Here is an 18,641-nt window from a genome sequence, read left to right on the forward strand (position 1 = left end):
GTTCCCTTTCATCCTGTTTTATTCGTATTCCAGGGCACGCTATCCTTTTAAGAAGCTGAAGGAGAATGAAGATGTCGATCATAACCATATTGCTGCCGATCTTCTTCGTATTTGGAGTCGGATATATTGCGCAACGTTTTCTTAACTTGGAGACAAGGGTGCTTTCAAACCTCGCTTTATATGTCCTCGTTCCGCTTCTCGTTTTTCGAACATTTTATGAGCAAGAAATTGATTCCTCCTATGGTTATTTGTCGATCTACATGCTTGGACTTTGCTTTGCGCTTATTGGGATCGTGAGCATTCTCTCAAAACTATATGGCTATACCGAATCAGAACGATGCGGATTGGTTTTATCGAGCGCGTTTATGAATAACGGAAATTACGGAACTCCGCTTGTTCTCTTTCTGTTTGGGGCAGTCGGGATGGAAACAGCGATTGTTTTAATGGTGTTGCAGCAACTGTTAATGAGCACACTTGGCGTATATTATGCCGCAAAGGGAAGTCCGGACCACGATGGGATAAAGGCAGCTTTAAAAGCTGTTAGGAAAATGCCGATGGTTTACGGCGCCATTGTCGGGCTGTTGTTTCAATGGTTACATCTTCCTTTGGGTACAATAAGTGATGGCGTGGATTTAATTGCGGATGCGGCTATTCCCGTTATTATGGCGACGCTTGGTATGCAGCTTGCGAACATTCGTATTCGGGCGATTGACTGGCGCAAGCTATCAACGGCATTATCACTTAAGCTTATGGTTGCTCCGCTGATTGCCGCTGGCATTGTGCTTCTTATGCCTGTTGATCCATTAACAAAGCAAATTATGATAATAATGGCTGCTACCCCAACTGCCGCGAACACGACAATGTACGCGATTCAGTTTCATACTGAACCCCAAAACGTTTCAAGCGCAACGCTTGTTTCCACCGTGTCGAGCTTAGCGACGATGCCGGTGGTCATTTATTTAGCGACGACGTTTGTATAAAGTGGGGGGTCAGGCGCGAGCCTGACCCTCACTACAAACAAAAAAGGCGAAAGTGTCCACTCACAGCGGACACTTTCGCCTTTTTGATCATCAAATAAATGAAGCAATCAATAATGCGAGAAAGATAAGCGAGATTAATCCAAGAAAGATCACGCCCATTTTGCGAATAGCAGGAGGGAAGCGATCGGTTAGCGGTACTCGTATAAGAAAAATCATGATGGTAACTGATAGAATAAGAAGTAAAAAGTAACCCAAGTGTGACACCACCTAATTCATTTTTAAGTGGTGTTCCCTATGAAAGGGGAAATCAATCATAAAGCCCGCTGCGTAAGCAGGCTTTATAACTTAAATGACTTTATGGATGTTGAATAGTAGTAGGGGATGATTCAACAATTTCTCCCTTAAATGCTGATTGATAGATCGCGCGAATATCATCCTCATGAAGAGGGAGAGGGCTTCTTGCAAGCAGTCTTTTTTGTTTCAGGCCATCTTCTGTTAAGGACTCCAGGGCGTTAGCTGGAATTTCGAATCCACCAAGAGTACTTGGGATGCCAACGTCTTGAACGAGTCTTTCTAGCATTCGTACGCACTCATACGAGGCTTCTTCTTCTGAAAGGAATTGTGAGTTACCGCCAAGTGCATTCAGAATATCTCCCATTCGTTTCGTACAACTTTTTCGAATATATCCCATCACGTAAGGAAGAAGAACGGCATTGGAATCACCATGAGCGATATGAAATTGCCCGCCAAGAGGATAGGCAAGAGCATGAACTCCTGCTACGCCAGCATTAAAAAAGGCAAGGCCAGCGATATAGCTTCCGTTACTCATATCGATTCGTGCTTCGCGGTCTTCTCCATCCGAAACAGCACGTCTGATCGAGCGACTAATTAACCTAATTGCTTGGAGAGCGAGGCCATCCGTTGTCGGGCTAGCGTTAATCGAGACATAAGCCTCAATCGCATGGGTAAGCGCATCGACACCGGTTGCTGCGGTCACTTTTGCTGGAACGGAAACGGTTAACTCGGGATCAACGATGGCTGCATCAGCTAGAAGATAGTCGTGTGTGACGACATCTTTTGTGCTTTCGAGTGAAAGAACAGATATATTTGTAACCTCTGACCCGGTACCGGCAGTTGTTGGAATTAATATTTTTGGCAAACCTTTATCGGTTATCTGTCTGCTTCCTGATAAGTTGAGGTAGTCAGAAACAGAACCTTCATGTACTGACAGAACAGCTGTTAATTTCGCGAGATCTAGCGCACTTCCTCCTCCGAGTCCTATAACGAGGTCAAATGCATTTTCTTTCGTATAGTTGACGAGTCTTTCGCCGATGGCAAGCGGTGGCTCTGGCTGTATATCAGTATATATATCGACTGAATATCCGGCCTCTTTTAAAGGAATGCTGACGCGATCTACGATACCGATATCATTTAATACAGGGTCAGTTACGACCAAAATTCGCTTTGCAGTATATTTTTTAACTTCAGGTAAGAGTTGTGCAAGTGATCCCCAACCAGTGTAGCTTAGTGGGGTGAAGACGAGTTTGGAAAAAGTCATTCAGATCCTCCTTTTATTCGTAGTAGCCTTCTGTTGATTTACGGAAATTATTAAACTGGTTTGAGTCATGACCGAACCATACTTGACTATTCGTTTCCTTTGCGAGGCGTCGGATTTTTTCTACTGAAGCTGCGTAGCCGAGAGAATCATAGATAATGCCAGGTGGTTTGATCGGTGGCCCAAAACTTTCGGCTGTATACACGGCATCTGAGGCGAGAATGATTCCACCGGTTTCCGGCATCTGAATATGCAGACCAATCATTCCCCAGGCGTGTCCGCTCCCAAAATTTAATACTTTAATACCTTCTGCAAGTTGCACATTGTCTTCATTTCGCTTAATGGTTTGCCACTGAAGATTGTTTTTAATCCATGCATCAATATCTCCCCAAATATAGGCGCCTTCTTTCTGATTACGCGCATAGGACTGAAGAGTTCCGTTCAATTCATCTTCATGAACAATAATGGTAGCGTTCGTAAACATTTCAAGACATCCTGCATGGTCAAGATGGAGGTGAGAAGCGACAACGAATTTAATGTCTTCAGGACGTACATTCAGCTGCTCCAGCCGATTATGAAGGTAGCATTCCTCACTAGCTTTATAGGGGAAAGTTTGCTGTGTCGCTTCTGTCCAACGGCCTTCTGGTCCCATCGAATTTGGATTACAAGCTGTATCAAAAAGGATCTTGCCGGCCGGGTGATCGATTAGAACTGTGTAAATAGGGAATTCAACAAATTCAGTTTGGGCATTGGGATTCGTAATCGTAGCGGGATTGTGCATCGCAATCATCCAGTTTTTATCCATACTCATACGCCCATTATCCATTACGTACAATTTCGGGTGTTTGTTAATAATGTTCATTCATATTCCTCCTATTATGTTGGTTTTAATTGTGAAAAATTTCATTCAAGGCCTGAGACGCTAGCTTTTTAACGCTATGGGGTATTGAGACCATACAGATGATCTTTGGAATACTTCTTTCTTAAGTAATGGTCCGGTGTGGGTGTGTTCAGATAGCACAGTTAGCTCTTTCCTTACGACTTTTAGTGATGCAAGTTTGGTGCCAACTTTTAAAAGCTGACAATATAGCCTTTTTAGATAAATCAACAATTGTTAGGTGATTTTTTTCACCAGTAGGAAGGTATTTGTCTGAATAGATTGAATAATTAAGTGGTGACGTAGTTCACCATAAGTTGATAAATTTCACCATTAGAGAGGTGGGTTTTATGCTGAATATAGCCAAAACAACTGGTTGGGAAGAGGTCTTTTCTTCCTTACACAATGGGGTTGTTATGATAGATCGGGAAGAACGAATTACTTACATGAATGCATCAGCTGAAGACCTTCTTCGTGTACAGCATTGGAAAGGTGCAACTATTCGTGCTTTCGTTCCAAATTCAAGAATCAGCGAAGTACTTGAAAACGAGCATAGTTTAATAGGTGAACGTCTCCAACTGTTTGATCGTGAATGTGTTGTCAATCGAACGCCTCTATATCAGGACGAAGAGCTTATTGGCGTCATTAGTGTCATTCAGGATATTACGGAAGTGAAACACTACCGCGATTTGCTGCGACAGTTTGAATCAATTATTGAGTTTTCGACAGACGGATTATATGTTGTGGATAAAGAGGGAACGACGATTTACGTTAACTCAGCATATGAAGAAATGACCGGCTTTCCGCGCTCTGAATTAATTGGGCGACATATGAAAGATTTAATGCAAGAAGGGTATATCGATCAGTCCGTTTCTTTGCTTGTACTAAAAGAAAAAGAGCGGGTGTCCATTCTACAAAAAATCGGGGGTAAGAAGGACGTTATCGTGACGGGAAGTCCGGTTTTTGATGAGAATCACGAGATCGAATTGGTGGTAACAAGCGTAAGAGATATCACACAATTAAACGGTTTGCGCTCTGAGCTTGATCGTGCCAAAACTTTCTCCGAGTTGAATCAAAATAGGTATTCCCTTCAATTGAAAGGGGTAGCTGACAAGGTTGTTTTTCGAAGTAAAGAAATGGGCGTCATTTACGAGAAAGTAAAACAGGTAGCTCCATACCCTACAAGCATATTATTAACTGGAGAATCAGGCGTAGGTAAAGAAGTTGTGGCTAATTTAATTCACTATGAAAGTGATCGGAAGGACAAGCCTTTTATTAAAGTGAACTGTGGAGCTATCCCTGAACATTTATTAGAATCAGAGTTATTTGGTTATGAGTCAGGCGCGTTCACTGGAGCGCGTAAGGAAGGAAAAATCGGTTTGCTCGAATTGGCCCAGGGTGGGACGGTTATGCTTGATGAAGTAGGGGAGATGCCTGTTTCTCTCCAAGTGAAACTTCTCAGGGTTTTACAAGAGAGCGAGTTTTATCGGATTGGTGGAAATAAACCGATTAAACTTGATATTCGAATCATCTCTGCTACAAATAAACAGTTGTTAGAAGAAATCGAGAAAGGTTCATTTCGCGAAGATTTTTATTACAGGCTTCAAGTTATTGAGATTTCTATTCCTCCGTTAGCTGATCGTGTCCATGATATTGAAGTATTGGTAGATCATTTCTTTTCTTATTTCTGTTCGAAATATCATATTGAAAAACGGATGACTAAGGAAACACGTAGCGCCTTGCTTACTTATCGCTGGCCTGGAAACGTTCGAGAACTGAAAAATATGATTGAAAGCCTTGTCGTATCTGTTCCTACCATCTCTATTGAACCGCATCATTTACCAGTCCATATTACGGATTATCGTATAAAAGGGAGCGAACCACTTTCATTGAAAGAGCGAGTAGGAAGTTTTGAAAAGAGAATCATATTAGATACGATTCAACAACATCCATCTCTTCGTTCTGCAGCTAAGGAATTAAGGATGGATCATTCAACGCTTGTGAAGAAAATGAAAAGGTGGTAAAAAATGACTATAATTTGAAGGTTAAACCGGTTTGAAAGAGGTAATAGAAAGATAAGTGTTCAGATTATTTGGAGTAATTTGTTATTAAGCGAAAGGGGAGAAGAGAATGAGACCGCTATTGTTGACTGGTTTTGAGCCTTTTCTTGAACATCGTCATAATCCAACTGAGCAAATCGTCAAGGAATTGGATGAGGAAGTGATAGGAGGATATGAAATTATCTCACGTGTTCTTCCTGTTGATTATGAGCGAGCATCAGAAATGCTGATTGAGTATGTTGAACAATGTGAACCGATTGCTGTGATCATGCTTGGACTTGCCGCTGACCGAACAAAAGTAACGCCTGAGCGAATTGCAATTAATGTGAATGATAGTGTAGAAGATAATGTGGGGCGTGCGCCGGAAGATCAGCCAATCGTGGAAGGTGGACCGGCAGCTTATTTCTCAACGCTCCCTATTAAAAAGATGACTGAGGCACTTGTACAAAATGGTATACCTGCAGAAATATCCAATACAGCTGGAACTTATTTATGTAACAACGTGATGTATAGCGTTTTGTATGCACTTGAACAAAAAGACATCGATATCCCAGCAGGATTCGTTCATGTTCCACCTACATTCGAGATGACGCTCCATCATTCAGCACATACTGGTTTTCCGTTCACTAGCATACGAGACGCCATTAAGATTATGATTCATGCTTTATCGGATTTAGAAGGAGATTAACAGAATTTTGAAACTCGTATGACGTTGAGTTCGTATAAGTAGTATGGGGGTCATAAAAATGACAACTTGTCAGCAATGTCATTCGGAGTGGACGTGGAAAGAATCGTTCCTTATGTTGTTTTCGTTTAAAAAAGCTGTTGTCTGTCCCTATTGTGATAGGGAACAGTATTTAACACGTCGGGCAAGGAATAATTTATCTGTTATTCCAAGTATTGTTTCGCTTCTATGGTTACCAATGATCGCATTCCAAGTTCCCATTTCAGTCATTATCCCAATCGAAGTCGTGATGGCGATTGGTACGGTCTTCATTCTTCCATATTTTTTTGAAGTAACTGATCATAATGAGCCGTTATGGTAGTGAAAATAAAATGTGAAGCGTTTCTAACGGAAACAAAAAAAGCGAATGCAGCCACATTCGCTTTTTTAAATGCTGATTTTGTTTGGTTGTTCAATTGAATGTTTGTGCAGTGGACTTGAATGAATCACCTCAATAAACTCATGAACAAGTTCAGGATCAAACTGCGTTTCAGCACATTTTTGTAATTCGTCTATCGCTTCACTAATTGACTTTGTTTTTTGATAGGGGCGCTCAGTCGTCATGGCATCAAAGGAATCGATAATTGTTAACATGCGAACAAGTCGAGGGATTTCTTGTCCGCTTAATCCGTACGGATAGCCTTTCCCGTCATAACGTTCGTGATGAAGTTCAACGAGTGGAAGAAGATCAGCTAGCTCGCGGTTTGTTGATACAATTTCCCTCCCCCAAATGACATGTTTCTGAACCATCTCCCACTCATCCTTCGTAAGCTTTCCTTTTTTGTTGATAACGTCACGAGGAATCTCAAGCTTTCCGATGTCATGAATGAGTGCCCCCATAACAAGTATTTTCTGATCATTGCTATTCAAGTTAAGCTTGTTGCTGAACTCAATCGCATATTCATAAACTCTTCTGCTATGTTTGTACGTGTACACATCTTTATAAAGAAAGATTTTTAGCTGCTGCTCCAATAATTCCATTTCTTTGTTATTATAAAAGGTTTTAGCAGGTACATTATCAGCGTCAAAAATACAAACGTTGTTCTTTCCTTTAGTCTTGGCATAGTACATCGCTTGATCGGCTTTTTCAAGGACTTCTGAGGAATCGTACATGTCCTGGTTGTATTGGATGATTCCTGCAGAAAACGAGAGACAGCCGTGTGGAAGCACTTCGACTCCTTCGAAATATTGATCATTGATTTCTTTTCGAAAGTGATTGATGAATTGATAGGCTTCGAGTTCCGTCTTACCAGGCATTAGCAGTGCAAACTCTTCTCCTCCATAGCGAGCTGCTGTAAACGAGTCGCTCGCACTCTTTTTCAATTCTGCTCCGAAGTGTTTAAGAAGCTTATCTCCTTGAAGGTGCCCGTGCTGATCATTGTATTTCTTGAAGTCATCAAGGTCGATCAAACCGATTGATAGAGGCTGATTTGCTAGTTTGGCTGTTTTGATTTCTTCTTCCAAAAGAGATTTGAAATAGCCATGATTGTATAGTTCTGTTAGATGATCAATGTCCGCTTTTTGGGATACTTCTTGATAGAGCTCAAAATATTGTTTGAAGGAAATGGAGAGTAGCACGGCTACAGTTAGAAATAATAGAACGCCAAGTATAATTTGCTGCTTCATGAGTAGGACAAGATTCAAGGAAAGGATTAACGTGATTAAATAGCTTGAGATGGTTTCCTTTAACATTCCTTTAACAATTTGAAGAAGATTCTCGGTAGCGGTTAAAACAAAGAAAAATCCAATGAATAACACGTTCAGCAGAAAATAAACGCTAAGCGAAAGCATATACGAAGTTACGTTAAAGAATGAAAGTGTTCCGAGAGTTCCACCAAATAGAAAGAAAGCTTCATACGTTCCAATAATCATAATGCTATAAATAGAGAAATTAAATAAATGCTTCCACCAAACAACGCTTTTTTTATACAGAGCATAGATGATCGAGGTTAGTAACAAGATGGTTAGCGCCATATGAATACCAAATACAAATAGGACTGCCAAATAGATCGCCGAATCCATTGATAGGGAATTGCCGCTTGGTGGCAATAGAATTGTATAGTGGTTTAATAGTAAAATTGCCGCTACAAACGTGAAGGCCAGACTCCAGTTAAGAGGTGTATATGTCAAGAAGTACTGAGTGAGAAATAAAGAAATCCCTGTGATAGATGCCAGTGTAATATACACGCTTACAACATTAGTGAATTTCTGAAATATGCCCTTCATGTCTCGATCACTCTCATTTAAATTTAGTTTTTTAGGAGAAGCAATGCCTCTCCATCTTGATTAAACCAATTTAAATCCAGAAGTTAGTGCGATAACAGCAGTAGTAATGATAGCGATATTCACAAGGATGCCTGTTAGCTTAATCCCCTCTTTACGTTCCATGAACGTCACCTCCCTTCATATTCCTTTTTGAGGCGCAGGTGATTTGATGAGGTCTTCTGGATGTTTGGACTTAACCATTACGCGCTGGATGAAAATAAAAATACCGATGTTCATAATGATGTCGCCAATACTAATGACTTGATCTTTTGGATAAGGATCAGTAATAGGGATGATGTCACCGAGAAACCCAAAGGCAGTACTGTCGGTTAGGACTGCATGTTTTCCATAGAGACCATTTTTGATGGATTCTGCATATGCGGGATCAAGTATATTTGCCGCTTCAAGTGATACCGGCATTCGCCCTCCATTAATCGCCATTACGATAAAGTTAAGGAGCACTCCTATGAAAAGAAGCATAATGCCGATGTTCATTTTACGATTTATCCAAAGAAAAATGAGTCCTACAATATAAATAAGCATAAAGAGTGGTGCGCTCAGTGTGCCGAGCCAGGCATAGGAAGATTGGAATGTGAAAATACCAATTTCAATAAGAAGCAACAGGGGGAAGATCCAACCTGCTTTAAAGGAAAGATAAGCAAAGCCTTTTAAGCTACCTTTGCGTAAGTACCCGACAAGAATAGATAATAAAATGCCGTCAAAAACCATTGAGTCACCCGATTTGTGTAGTTTTATTAATAGTTTAGCAGAGGTTTGGATAATTAGGAAGAATTTTCTGAAATAATATATTGATTTCCAATCTGTTAGACTAGGTGCGTTAATATTGTTGATTTCTCAATGCTTGGATCATTGATATAGCCATCTTATAACTTTGTCTTCATTCTAATTCTTTCATATCTAAAATTGGATATTCTATCGTAATCTCTGTTTCGTTTCTTATAAAGTGAAAATTCGTGATAATATATAGAAAAGAAAGTTTGGGAGGTAGGATGTTGGAAAATGTATATATAGGAGTTGACCTTGGCGGTACAAATCTCCGCGTCGGTCTCGTAGACGAGAGCGGACGAATACTACAAGTAAAACAAATACCTACAGAGGCAAGCTTAGGTTACGAATCGATTATAACTAGAATGGTTGATTTAATAAAAGAAGTGAAAAAAGCGTATTCAGCTGTATCTATTGGGATTGGTTCACCCGGGCCGCTTAATCCTTTTGATGGAGTTGTTGTATCACCGCCTAATCTTCCTGGTTGGCAAGATGTTCCGATTACAGAAATGGTAGAGGAAGCGATTGGTATCCCTACGTATCTTGTGAATGATGCTGACGCTGCTGCTCTTGGTGAAGCATTGTATGGAGGAGGAAAGGGGCGCGAAAGCTCATTTTACATAACTGTAAGTACGGGGATCGGTGGGGGTTACGTTCAAAATAATCGCCTTATTCAAGGCGAGCATGGCTACAGTGCTGAGATCGGTAATATGATCATTAAGCCTGGAGGTCAAAAGCATGCCAACATGAACGCAGGATCTCTTGAAGCACTTGCTTCTGGGACGTCGATTGCAAGAGAAGGTAAGGCACGACTTGAAATTTCGGGTGGTGCTGAAGAAGTTTTTGAGCTTGCGGAACAAGAAAATGAGGAAGCTGTTGCTATTATTGACGAAGCTATGGATGCACTAGCGATAGGCATTGCGAACATCGTTCATTCTATTGATCCATCTGTTATTATACTGGGCGGTGGCGTGATGCAGGCAAAGGATATGATTCTACCACTACTTAAAGAAAAAGTAGATTCTTATGTATACGAAGGACTACGTGGGAAAATAGAGATTGAACCAGTACATCTGCATGATAAGGCTGGGATAATTGGTGCCGCTATGCATGGTCGCCAGAATTTTGAAAATGAAAAGTTTAAAGAAAATTAGGGGGCACATAGTATGTACCAACATGAACCACTTTTTCTAACGCCAGAATTTAAGGATCGTCTTTGGGGCGGCACAAAACTGAGAGATGTATTCGGCTATACGATTCCAACAGAAACGACTGGAGAATGCTGGGGAATTTCAGCTCATCAGAATGGGCCAAGTGAGGTAAGAAATGGTCCGCTTGCAGGAAAGAAGTTAAATGAAGTTTGGGATAGTCATCGTGAATTGTTCGGGAATGAAGGCGGAGAGCATTTTCCACTTTTGATTAAAATTCTGGATGCCGATCGTGATCTTTCTGTTCAGGTTCACCCTGGTGATACATATGCAAGAGAAGTAGAAGGTGAAGCCTATGGGAAAACCGAGTGCTGGTATATTATTGATTGTGATCCAGGTTCAGAACTGATCTTTGGCCATCATGCACAGTCGAAAGAGTCTTTTGAAGAAATGATTGCAAAGGGTGAATGGGACAGTTTACTACGTCGTGTTCCGATTGAGCCAGGTGAATTTTATTTTGTACCAAGCGGAACCATTCACGCAATCGGTGCCGGAACGATGATTCTTGAGACTCAGCAAAGCTCTGACACAACTTATCGCGTGTACGACTATGATCGAACAGACGCAAATGGAAACACACGTAAGCTTCATATTGAACGTTCAGTTGATGTATCGACGATTCCCCATGAAGATCCGCCGTTCTCACCTGTCGTAACGGAAGAAGATGGATTAAACCAGGTTGAGCTTGTATCATCGGAATATTTCACGGTTTATAAATGGGAACTTGATGGAGAATATTCTCTTTCGCAAGATCATCCTTATTTACTTGTTAGTGTGCTGAGTGGAGAAGGCATGATTACATCTTCAGAAACCTCTCACTCTGTTAAGCAGGGAGACCATCTAATCATCCCTGCCACAATGAAAGATTGTAAGCTAGAAGGCGATCTTGAAATGATCGTTTCTAAAAGCAATAAAGCATAGTTCTAAGCCAGCTCGAAAGTGAGCTGGCCTTTATTATTTCCGATGAATATTCGTAGTGATTATGAAAAAGCTCATTTTTGTTCGAGGCCCTAAATATCCTGTATAATATGAAAATAAGAAAAAGGATGTAGGATGAGGGAGGATGCCATGCAAAAAGTACTATCCTTTATTAAACCATACAAGGTGGCGGCGATTGTAGCGGCCCTTTTAATGCTTGTTGAATTAGCCGTTGAACTTTGGCTACCGCTATTTATGGCGGATATTATTGATAACGGTATTGCGAAGGAAAACCTTAGTGTCATTACTAAACTGGGGATCTGGATGCTCGTTTTAACGGTTGTCTCATTTATTGCTTCGATCGTTAATACTTACCTTGCTTCATACGTTAGTCAACATTTTGGTTTTGATCTCAGAAAAGCTCTCTTTGAAAAGGTACAGTCTTTCGCTTTTGCTGACTTTAACCGCTTCCCCACTTCATCTCTTTTAACAAGACTAACGAATGATGTGAATCAGGTGCAACTCGTAGTATTTATGGGACTCCGTATTATGGTTCGAGCCCCGCTGCTCGTGGTTGGTGGGGTGATCATGGCCTTTGTTGTCGATGTACAGCTCGCCCTTCTTTTAACAGCCGCGATTCCTTTAGTCATTGTCTTTCTTTATTTTGTGATGAAAAAGGGAGTTCCGCTTTTCAGCTCAGTACAGGAAAAACTTGATCGAGTTAATGGCGTGATGAGAGAAAATCTAGTTGGCGTTAGACTCATTAAAGCTTATCTTCGAAGTAAGCATGAGCAACAAAGGTTTAAAAATGTGAACGAGAATTTAATGAATCAAACGGTAACATCTCTTCGCTTGATTGAACTCGCTACGCCGGTACTGTTGATTCTTATGAACGTGGCAATTGTTGCCGTAATCTGGTTTGGCGGAGTGAAAGTGGTCGGTGGAACAGCGCAGGTTGGTGAAATTTCAGCCATCATTACATATGGCACACGGATTACAGTAGCACTAACCATGTTTTCGTTTATTTTGATGCTTCTTTCACGAGCAAGAGCTTCTACCTATCGGATGGAGGAAGTGTTGGATACAAATACGTCTTCCAAAGAAACATCAGCTGTTCAGCCATTAGCGTTAGAGAAACTTCAGTTTCACCATGTGAGCTTTCGTTATCCCGATTCAGAGGACGATGTGCTGCGAGATATAAATTTCACTGCAGATAAAGGACAATTTATTGGTGTCATGGGTGCGACAGGTTCAGGTAAGTCATCCATGGTTCAGCTTATTCCAAGATTGTATGAACCTGTAGAAGGTCACATTACGTTCAATGGACAGGATGAGACAGATATCGGTATTGATGAATTAAGGAGCCGAATGGGAGTGGTTCCTCAAGAAGTCGTGTTATTCAGCGGCACCATTGCTGAGAATATTCGGTGGGGAAAGGAAGATGCTACCGCAAAAGAGGTTGAAGAAGCGGCTAAAGCAGCCCAAATCCATTCGTTTATTAAGACGCTTCCTAATCAATATGAAACGGTACTTGGACAAAAAGGAATTAACCTTTCTGGAGGGCAGAAACAGCGTTTATCGATTGCGCGTGCCCTTATCCGTAATCCAGAAATTCTTATTCTTGATGACAGTACAAGTGCACTTGATCTAAAAACAGAAGCTGAGTTACAAAAAGCGTTGAGGCATCGTGAAAGCATGATTTTATTAATTGCTCAGAAAATCAGTTCAATTAAAGAGGCGGATAAAATTATTTTGCTTGAAGATGGGGCAATTATTGGAGAAGGGACTCACGAGCAACTTCTTCGGAACAATGACGTTTATCGTGAGATCTATGTGTCTCAGTACGGAGAGGAGGCGTCCAATGAGCTCAAACAACAAACCCTCTAAGAAACAAGCGAGAAAGCGACCGGATGATTTGAAGGGAACTGTTGCGCGCATCTGGCGCTATTTATCGATGAAAAAAGGATTGCTTTTCCTCGTCATTGTGATGGTTCTTTTTAGTTCAGGATTTAGTCTTCTTGGGCCTTATCTAACGAGCATTGCAATTGATGAATATCTTGTACCAGCCGATTTAAATGGATTACTGCTTATTCTCGGACTATTAGTCGGTGTGTACGTATTACAATCTGCCGCTACTTTTCTCCAAAACTACTGGATGATTGGGATTGCACAAGAAACGGTCTATCGAATGCGGAAAGATCTATTTCATCACCTGCATCGTTTGCCGATTCCATTCTTCGATAAGAAGACGCACGGAGAGTTAATGAGCCGATTAACAAATGACATAGAAAATGTCAGTCGAACGTTAAATAGTTCAGTGATCCAGATCTTTTCAAGTGTGCTCACTCTTGTTGGTACGGTAGGGCTGATGTTGTGGTTAAGTCCGCTTTTAACGCTGATTACGTTCACCATCATTCCTCTTATGTTTCTCGGAATGAAGTGGATCACGAACCGGACTGGTCATTATTTTAAAGAACAGCAGCGTAATCTTGGTGAGATGAACAGTGTTATTGAAGAGACACTCTCTGGGCAGCAAATTATCAAATCATTTTCTCAAGAACAGCGCGTGCTAAAGCAGTTAGACCAAAAAAATGAAGCGCTACGCACATCGGGGTTCTGGGCGATGACCTATTCTGGTTTTATACCTAAATTGATGAACGTGTTAAATAATTTAAGCTTTTTACTCATAGCAGCGGCAGGAGGTTGGCTGTCACTTAAAGGAATGGTTTCGATTGGTGTGATTGTAGCCTTTATCCAATACTCTCGACTTTTCACGAGACCTCTAAACGATCTTGCGAATCAGTTTAATACGATATTATCTGCTGTTGCAGGTGCTGAGCGTGTTTTTACTATTTTGGATGAGAAAGAAGAGCGTCCGGATGAGGAAAATGCAGTAGCACTGAAACAGGCGAAGGGAAAAGTGGCGTTTCGAAATGTTTCATTTGGCTATGATAAAGAAGGTTCGACGCTTACGAATATTTCTTTTGAAGCGAAGCCAGGTGAATCGATTGCGATTATTGGGCCAACTGGTGCAGGAAAAACTACCATCGTAAACTTGTTGATGCGCTTCTATGAACTGAATGGTGGCACGATTGAAGTGGATAATCATGATGTTACGAAAGTGACAAGACAAAGCTTGCGACAAAACATGGGATTCGTTCTTCAGGACACGTTTCTTTTCAATGGAACGGTTCGCGAAAACATCCGCTACGGGAGACTGGATGCAAGCGATGATGAAGTAGAAAAAGCAGCGCAGGTCGCTAATGCTCATACGTTTATTTCCAGGTTATCAGAAGGATATGATACTGTATTGAACCAGGATGGAGGGGGAATTAGTCATGGTCAAAGACAGCTTCTCTCCATCGCGAGAGCGGTGCTTGCCGATCCAGCGATTTTAATTCTCGATGAAGCCACGAGTAGCATTGACACACGAACTGAAATTCAAATCCAAAAAGCGCTCTGGGCGTTAATGGAAGGTAGAACGAGCTTTATTATCGCGCATCGCCTAAATACCATTCAACGAGCAGATCAAATTATCGCCCTCGATCATGGTGAAATCATTGAAAAGGGCACACATGAAGAATTGTTAGAGCAGAAAGGTTATTTGTGGGGTCAGGTCAGTACCTGACCCCCCTCAATGACAAAACAAAGCGATTGTCCACCATACATGGACAATCGCTTTGTTTTGTGAATAAACAGAAAAATGGAAGGAATCATATTGCAAGGAAGAAATGAGTATGAGTAAACTAAGAGCAAGAAAGAAATTAGGAAAATGTTGTTAATCATTGGAGGTGTGAAAAATGAATGAGGAAGAGAGGGAAAAAGCATTTCAATCTGAGCTGCAAAGGCTCAGGGTGAAAGATTACATATCAGAGCAGACATACGGTACTGTTTCGAACGCGTATCAAAAAATGATGGACGACGCTATAGAAGCGGAGGAAAAGCATGAGGAAGTTATTGTCGCACGAGAAATAGTTCCAACTAAGTCAGAGGCGCCAAACCCTGTCAAAGAACAGAAAGTGAAATCAACACAGGAGCTTAGAGATCGAAATTTAACATGGATTTTGGTTATTGGTGTGGTGTTCTTGTTACTTGGTGCGCTGGTACTTGCCACTAGTACGTGGGATGTGATGACATCGATCATGAAGACCGCGCTCATTGGCGGAATTGCGGCTGTGTTCTTTGGGATTAGCTGGCTCAGTGGACATAAGCTTCGCATTGAGAAGACCGCCTTCTCCTTTTTAGTTCTCGGAAGCCTATTTCTGCCTATCGTTGTATTTTCAGCAGGTTATTTTCAACTTTTTGGAGATTGGTTATCTGTGAGTGGCGATGGGAATGAAGTGCTTGGTTTTATTGGTGTTTTGGTTTGTTTGCCTCTCTATTTCCTGCAAGCAAATCGGCAACAATCACGTTTATTTGTTTGGTTTTCTTTTGTGACGTTAAGCATCGGTGCGGCCTTTTTTATCCAGGTATTCAACCCGCAAGTAGATCTCTTTTATCTTGGAATCGTGATCTTTAATGGACTGTTGCTCCTAATCTATGCTCGAACAAAAAATATGAAGAGTTTCGCTCTTTTTACGAAAGAACTTCCTATCTATGCGCAGGGGAATCTCATTCTCTCAACGCTGCTCCTACTATTCTTTTATGAAAGTGACGTTTTTTATAGTTTTAATGTGATCTTGACGGCTTTTCTTTATCTTTCTATGATTTTTATTGGAAAACAAAAGGAATATCATTTTGTCTTTACGTTCTTACTTGTGTATGGCATTTATCAGCTTATTGAGCACTCGTTCCTTGAAGCTGCGGACGTTATGTTATACGCACTTGTCGGCTTTATTTTCATTGGCTTACAGTCGGTGGATCGTCTTCAAAATCCATATATGAGAAAAGCATTTCAACTGACAAGTGGTGCTGTATCACTATGTGCGTTCTTTTTTATCACATACAAAGGCTTGATTTTGCGCTTTGATGATCCGTCCTGGCTGCTTGTGATTGGTTACTTGCTCATTAGTCTTAATTATATATACCTTGCTAATCTATCACGCTATCGAATTTTTGGTTTTTTGGCTCCACTATTTCTAGCTGCTGCAGGACTGTATGCGATAAGTTTACTTTATACGAATCCATCGGTTGAAACAGTGATGCTTCATTTGTTTTTTACTGGCGTAACGATATATGTGGGTGGCTATTATTTGAATACATGGAGCGCGACAAAAAGAATTCAAACTGGATCGCTCTTCGTTTCTTTTGGTCCTATGATGCTCTCCCTATTGCTTGGTCTTCTTAGCGAGCTATGGTGGCTAGAAAGTATACTATTATTCATGCTAGGAATTGTTCATCTATCGATCTATCGAAAAGGGAAGTGGAAATGGCTTCGTCAAACGGGAGCGTTACTGCATTCTATTTCATGGGGAACTGCGCTGTTGGCGCTTTGTCCTCTATTGGCGAGAAATGATTTCTATGAAGATAGCTTGGGTGCGCCCTTCCATACGGCGATTGCAGCGCTACTCATTATCGGTACTCATTTTATTTGGCAAAAAAGGAATGTAAAAGACCTGGAGGAAATGGCTTTTTGGACCGGTGTCAGCTTCTATGGATTGGCATTGCTTCTCTTGTTAAGCGCGACGGTAGAGGAATTATTTGTTCGCTCGGGACTATTGGTAGGAGCTATTGGCGTACTCTATCTGATCTTTAAGCGCACAGAGGAAGAGACGTTATGGCCAGTGATCAGTGTATTTACTTTGGGTGCTTATCTTTCTGTTGCGGAAGCCTTTCCTATTCAAGGAATGTTTCAGTGGATCATCGGGGCGGTTCTTCTGATCCTGATCGCTGACACGCTTGGAAAAAAAGACGTTGTTATACAGCGTAGTTATTTTTATGTAGGACATGTCTATTTGCCGATCGCTCTCATTTATACCATTTTAGAGCAGGGGAATGAGCCAGTCTTATATATCGTTGGCCTTTTCGTTTATGCTTATTCCGTTCTAACAAGGAAAATCGAATGGGAGGTTCGTACGTTTCTTTATGCAGGTTTTACCGTTCTTCCTTTTCTCTACATGGCGTTAGTTGATACTTTTGATTTAGACGGTGAGGCATACACGTATACAGGGTTTGCATCAAGTATCATTATGTTTACGCTTTGGTTTTTCCTTGGTGGAAGGTGGAAAGAGAGGATTAAGTGGTATGCGGTTCCATTTGCTATCTTAGGATTTCTTCCTTTTATAACCGAATACAGTGAAATCAGTTCTGTGCCTTTTAGTGTTGGTCTACTCTATGCGGTTCTGCTGCTTTACTTGATTCACCAATCTGATTGGCAGATCATCACGATTATCCCTCTCCTATTCGTTCAAACGCTGGTATTTCTTCTCCCTGTTGAGACAATGGAGATGCGAACGCTTCTTTTTGTAGGAGTGGCAGTAGGGATGTTAACTGCGGGCTTCCTTATTCATAAAAGGCTCTATTCCTTTAGAGTAAAGCAACTGAAGGAAAAGCATATTGATTGGTACTCCGTAACAGCTCTTTTAACAGTACTTAATCTTTATCAAGAGCTTACATTCGACTCTTTCTGGGCTGATGAGTTACGAGCACTGTTTATCTTTGTTTTTTTCGCACTTCAAGTAAGGAGAGTGCCGACTGGTTTGGCTGCAAAAGTAATGAAAAGCATTACTGCCCTGTCATTATTAGTCCCTTATTACACGCTCCTTCATCACATTGAAATCAATAAGTATATTGTGACAGAAGTTTATGTATTGCCATGGATTGCGTTAACGATTTATTTATCAAAGCGTACGTGGAATCAAAGCAAGCAAATCATGAGTTTCATAGAATGGAGCATTCTTTCAATCGTAGCAGCAGTTCTTGTAGGTGATGCTTTGATGAGTAATACAATATATGATGCGATCATAGCTGGTGGGCTATCCCTTGGTTCCGTGCTTGCAGGTTTTTACTATCGCATCAAATCATACTTTGTCATCGGATGTAGCGTTCTTCTTTTGAACCTTCTTCTGCAAACGCGACCTTATTGGGGGAATATGCCATGGTGGGCGTACCTATTAATCGCAGGAGCCACACTCATTACTGTTGCAAGTTTCTACGAATGGCAGAAGCAAAATAAAGATAAAGAAGGAAATACATTACTTCAGTTAAAAAAACAACAGTTTATAGAAAAATGGAAGCAATGGCGTTAAAAAACAAAAGCTGTTTCTATCAACGTGTTTTAGAACCGTTTATAGAGGCAGTTTTTTGTTTTGCTGCAAATCTTATATGAA

At 41.0% G+C, this 18,641-nt stretch carries 14 protein-coding genes; 9 read left to right on the forward strand and 5 right to left on the reverse strand.

All coding sequences use genetic code 11. The features are described 5' to 3' along the window. Nucleotides 1–71 precede the first annotated feature (71 nt). Nucleotides 72–980: an AEC family transporter gene (locus tag IQ283_RS03055; protein WP_194218679.1), complete on the forward strand. Its 909-nt coding sequence runs from the start codon at nt 72–74 to the stop codon at nt 978–980. A gap of 90 nt (nt 981–1,070) precedes the next feature. Here IQ283_RS03055 and IQ283_RS03060 read toward each other — a convergent pair whose 3' ends face one another. From IQ283_RS03060 to ahlS, 3 genes are all read right to left on the reverse strand, one after another. Then, the gene (locus IQ283_RS03060) at nt 1,071–1,235 is read right to left on the reverse strand and encodes a hypothetical protein (RefSeq protein WP_194218680.1); all 165 of its coding nucleotides are present in this window, start codon (nt 1,233–1,235) and stop codon (nt 1,071–1,073) included. Between the two features lie 100 nt (nt 1,236–1,335). Next, on the reverse strand, nt 1,336–2,538 hold the full coding sequence (locus IQ283_RS03065; RefSeq protein ID WP_194218681.1) for an iron-containing alcohol dehydrogenase: 1,203 nt from the start codon (nt 2,536–2,538) through the stop codon (nt 1,336–1,338). 13 nt (nt 2,539–2,551) lie between these two features. Beyond that, the gene (ahlS, locus tag IQ283_RS03070) at nt 2,552–3,397 is read right to left on the reverse strand and encodes an AhlS family quorum-quenching N-acyl homoserine lactonase (RefSeq protein WP_194218682.1); all 846 of its coding nucleotides are present in this window, start codon (nt 3,395–3,397) and stop codon (nt 2,552–2,554) included. 365 nt (nt 3,398–3,762) lie between these two features. On the opposite strand from ahlS, the gene IQ283_RS03075 reads away from it, so the two are divergent. The 3 genes from IQ283_RS03075 (at nt 3,763) to IQ283_RS03085 (ending at nt 6,518) form a co-directional block, all read left to right on the forward strand. Further along, a complete protein-coding gene (locus IQ283_RS03075) occupies nt 3,763–5,436 on the forward strand; it encodes a sigma 54-interacting transcriptional regulator (RefSeq protein WP_194218683.1) in 1,674 nt (557 codons plus the stop codon). A gap of 106 nt (nt 5,437–5,542) precedes the next feature. Continuing rightward, nucleotides 5,543–6,160, forward strand: coding sequence for a pyroglutamyl-peptidase I (gene pcp, locus IQ283_RS03080; RefSeq protein WP_194218684.1), 618 nt, complete (start codon nt 5,543–5,545; stop codon nt 6,158–6,160). 58 nt (nt 6,161–6,218) lie between these two features. Beyond that, the gene (locus tag IQ283_RS03085; RefSeq protein WP_194218685.1) at nt 6,219–6,518 is read left to right on the forward strand and encodes a TIGR04104 family putative zinc finger protein; all 300 of its coding nucleotides are present in this window, start codon (nt 6,219–6,221) and stop codon (nt 6,516–6,518) included. Nucleotides 6,519–6,583: 65 nt separating this feature from the next. On the opposite strand, the gene IQ283_RS03090 is transcribed toward IQ283_RS03085, so the two are convergent. Together IQ283_RS03090 and IQ283_RS03095 are read right to left on the reverse strand one after the other, a co-directional pair. Further along, entirely contained in the window at nt 6,584–8,422 is a 1,839-nt protein-coding gene (locus IQ283_RS03090; protein ID WP_194218686.1) for a diguanylate cyclase, read from the reverse strand. Between the two features lie 177 nt (nt 8,423–8,599). Further along, the gene (locus tag IQ283_RS03095) at nt 8,600–9,190 is read right to left on the reverse strand and encodes a DUF5317 domain-containing protein (RefSeq protein WP_194218687.1); all 591 of its coding nucleotides are present in this window, start codon (nt 9,188–9,190) and stop codon (nt 8,600–8,602) included. A 284-nt stretch (nt 9,191–9,474) separates the two neighbouring features. Here IQ283_RS03095 and IQ283_RS03100 point away from each other — a divergent pair, with 284 nt between their 5' ends. The 5 genes from IQ283_RS03100 (at nt 9,475) to IQ283_RS03120 (ending at nt 18,560) form a co-directional block, all read left to right on the forward strand. Next, nucleotides 9,475–10,401: an ROK family protein gene (locus tag IQ283_RS03100; RefSeq protein WP_194218688.1), complete on the forward strand. Its 927-nt coding sequence runs from the start codon at nt 9,475–9,477 to the stop codon at nt 10,399–10,401. A 12-nt stretch (nt 10,402–10,413) separates the two neighbouring features. After that, entirely contained in the window at nt 10,414–11,376 is a 963-nt protein-coding gene (gene manA / locus IQ283_RS03105; protein ID WP_194218689.1) for a mannose-6-phosphate isomerase, class I, read from the forward strand. 147 nt (nt 11,377–11,523) lie between these two features. Continuing rightward, entirely contained in the window at nt 11,524–13,260 is a 1,737-nt protein-coding gene (locus IQ283_RS03110; RefSeq protein WP_194218690.1) for an ABC transporter ATP-binding protein, read from the forward strand. Further along, nucleotides 13,235–15,001 (forward strand): ABC transporter ATP-binding protein, encoded by a 1,767-nt coding sequence (locus tag IQ283_RS03115; protein ID WP_242057227.1) that lies wholly within the window; start codon nt 13,235–13,237, stop codon nt 14,999–15,001. Before IQ283_RS03110 ends, IQ283_RS03115 begins: the two co-directional genes overlap by 26 nt. A 172-nt stretch (nt 15,002–15,173) precedes the next feature. After that, entirely contained in the window at nt 15,174–18,560 is a 3,387-nt protein-coding gene (locus IQ283_RS03120; RefSeq protein WP_194218691.1) for a hypothetical protein, read from the forward strand. The last annotated feature ends 81 nt before the right edge of the window (nt 18,561–18,641 follow it).

The organism is Pseudalkalibacillus hwajinpoensis (assembly GCF_015234585.1).
GTDB classification, from domain to species: domain Bacteria; phylum Bacillota; class Bacilli; order Bacillales; family Guptibacillaceae; genus Guptibacillus; species Guptibacillus hwajinpoensis_B.

Excerpts from the sequence above, each read along its gene's own strand:
- IQ283_RS03055 (WP_194218679.1), top strand. The coding sequence starts at position 72 with ATGTCGATCATAACCATATTGCTGCCGATCTTCTTCGTATTTGGAGTC.
- ahlS (WP_194218682.1), bottom strand. The coding sequence starts at position 3,397 with ATGAACATTATTAACAAACACCCGAAATTGTACGTAATGGATAATGGG.
- pcp (WP_194218684.1), top strand. The coding sequence starts at position 5,543 with ATGAGACCGCTATTGTTGACTGGTTTTGAGCCTTTTCTTGAACATCGT.
- IQ283_RS03115 (WP_242057227.1), top strand. The coding sequence starts at position 13,235 with ATGAGCTCAAACAACAAACCCTCTAAGAAACAAGCGAGAAAGCGACCG.
- IQ283_RS03095 (WP_194218687.1), bottom strand. The coding sequence starts at position 9,190 with ATGGTTTTTGACGGCATTTTATTATCTATTCTTGTCGGGTACTTACGC.
- IQ283_RS03090 (WP_194218686.1), bottom strand. The coding sequence starts at position 8,422 with ATGAAGGGCATATTTCAGAAATTCACTAATGTTGTAAGCGTGTATATT.
- IQ283_RS03110 (WP_194218690.1), top strand. The coding sequence starts at position 11,524 with ATGCAAAAAGTACTATCCTTTATTAAACCATACAAGGTGGCGGCGATT.
- manA (WP_194218689.1), top strand. The coding sequence starts at position 10,414 with ATGTACCAACATGAACCACTTTTTCTAACGCCAGAATTTAAGGATCGT.
- IQ283_RS03075 (WP_194218683.1), top strand. The coding sequence starts at position 3,763 with ATGCTGAATATAGCCAAAACAACTGGTTGGGAAGAGGTCTTTTCTTCC.
- IQ283_RS03065 (WP_194218681.1), bottom strand. The coding sequence starts at position 2,538 with ATGACTTTTTCCAAACTCGTCTTCACCCCACTAAGCTACACTGGTTGG.
- IQ283_RS03120 (WP_194218691.1), top strand. The coding sequence starts at position 15,174 with ATGAATGAGGAAGAGAGGGAAAAAGCATTTCAATCTGAGCTGCAAAGG.
- IQ283_RS03085 (WP_194218685.1), top strand. The coding sequence starts at position 6,219 with ATGACAACTTGTCAGCAATGTCATTCGGAGTGGACGTGGAAAGAATCG.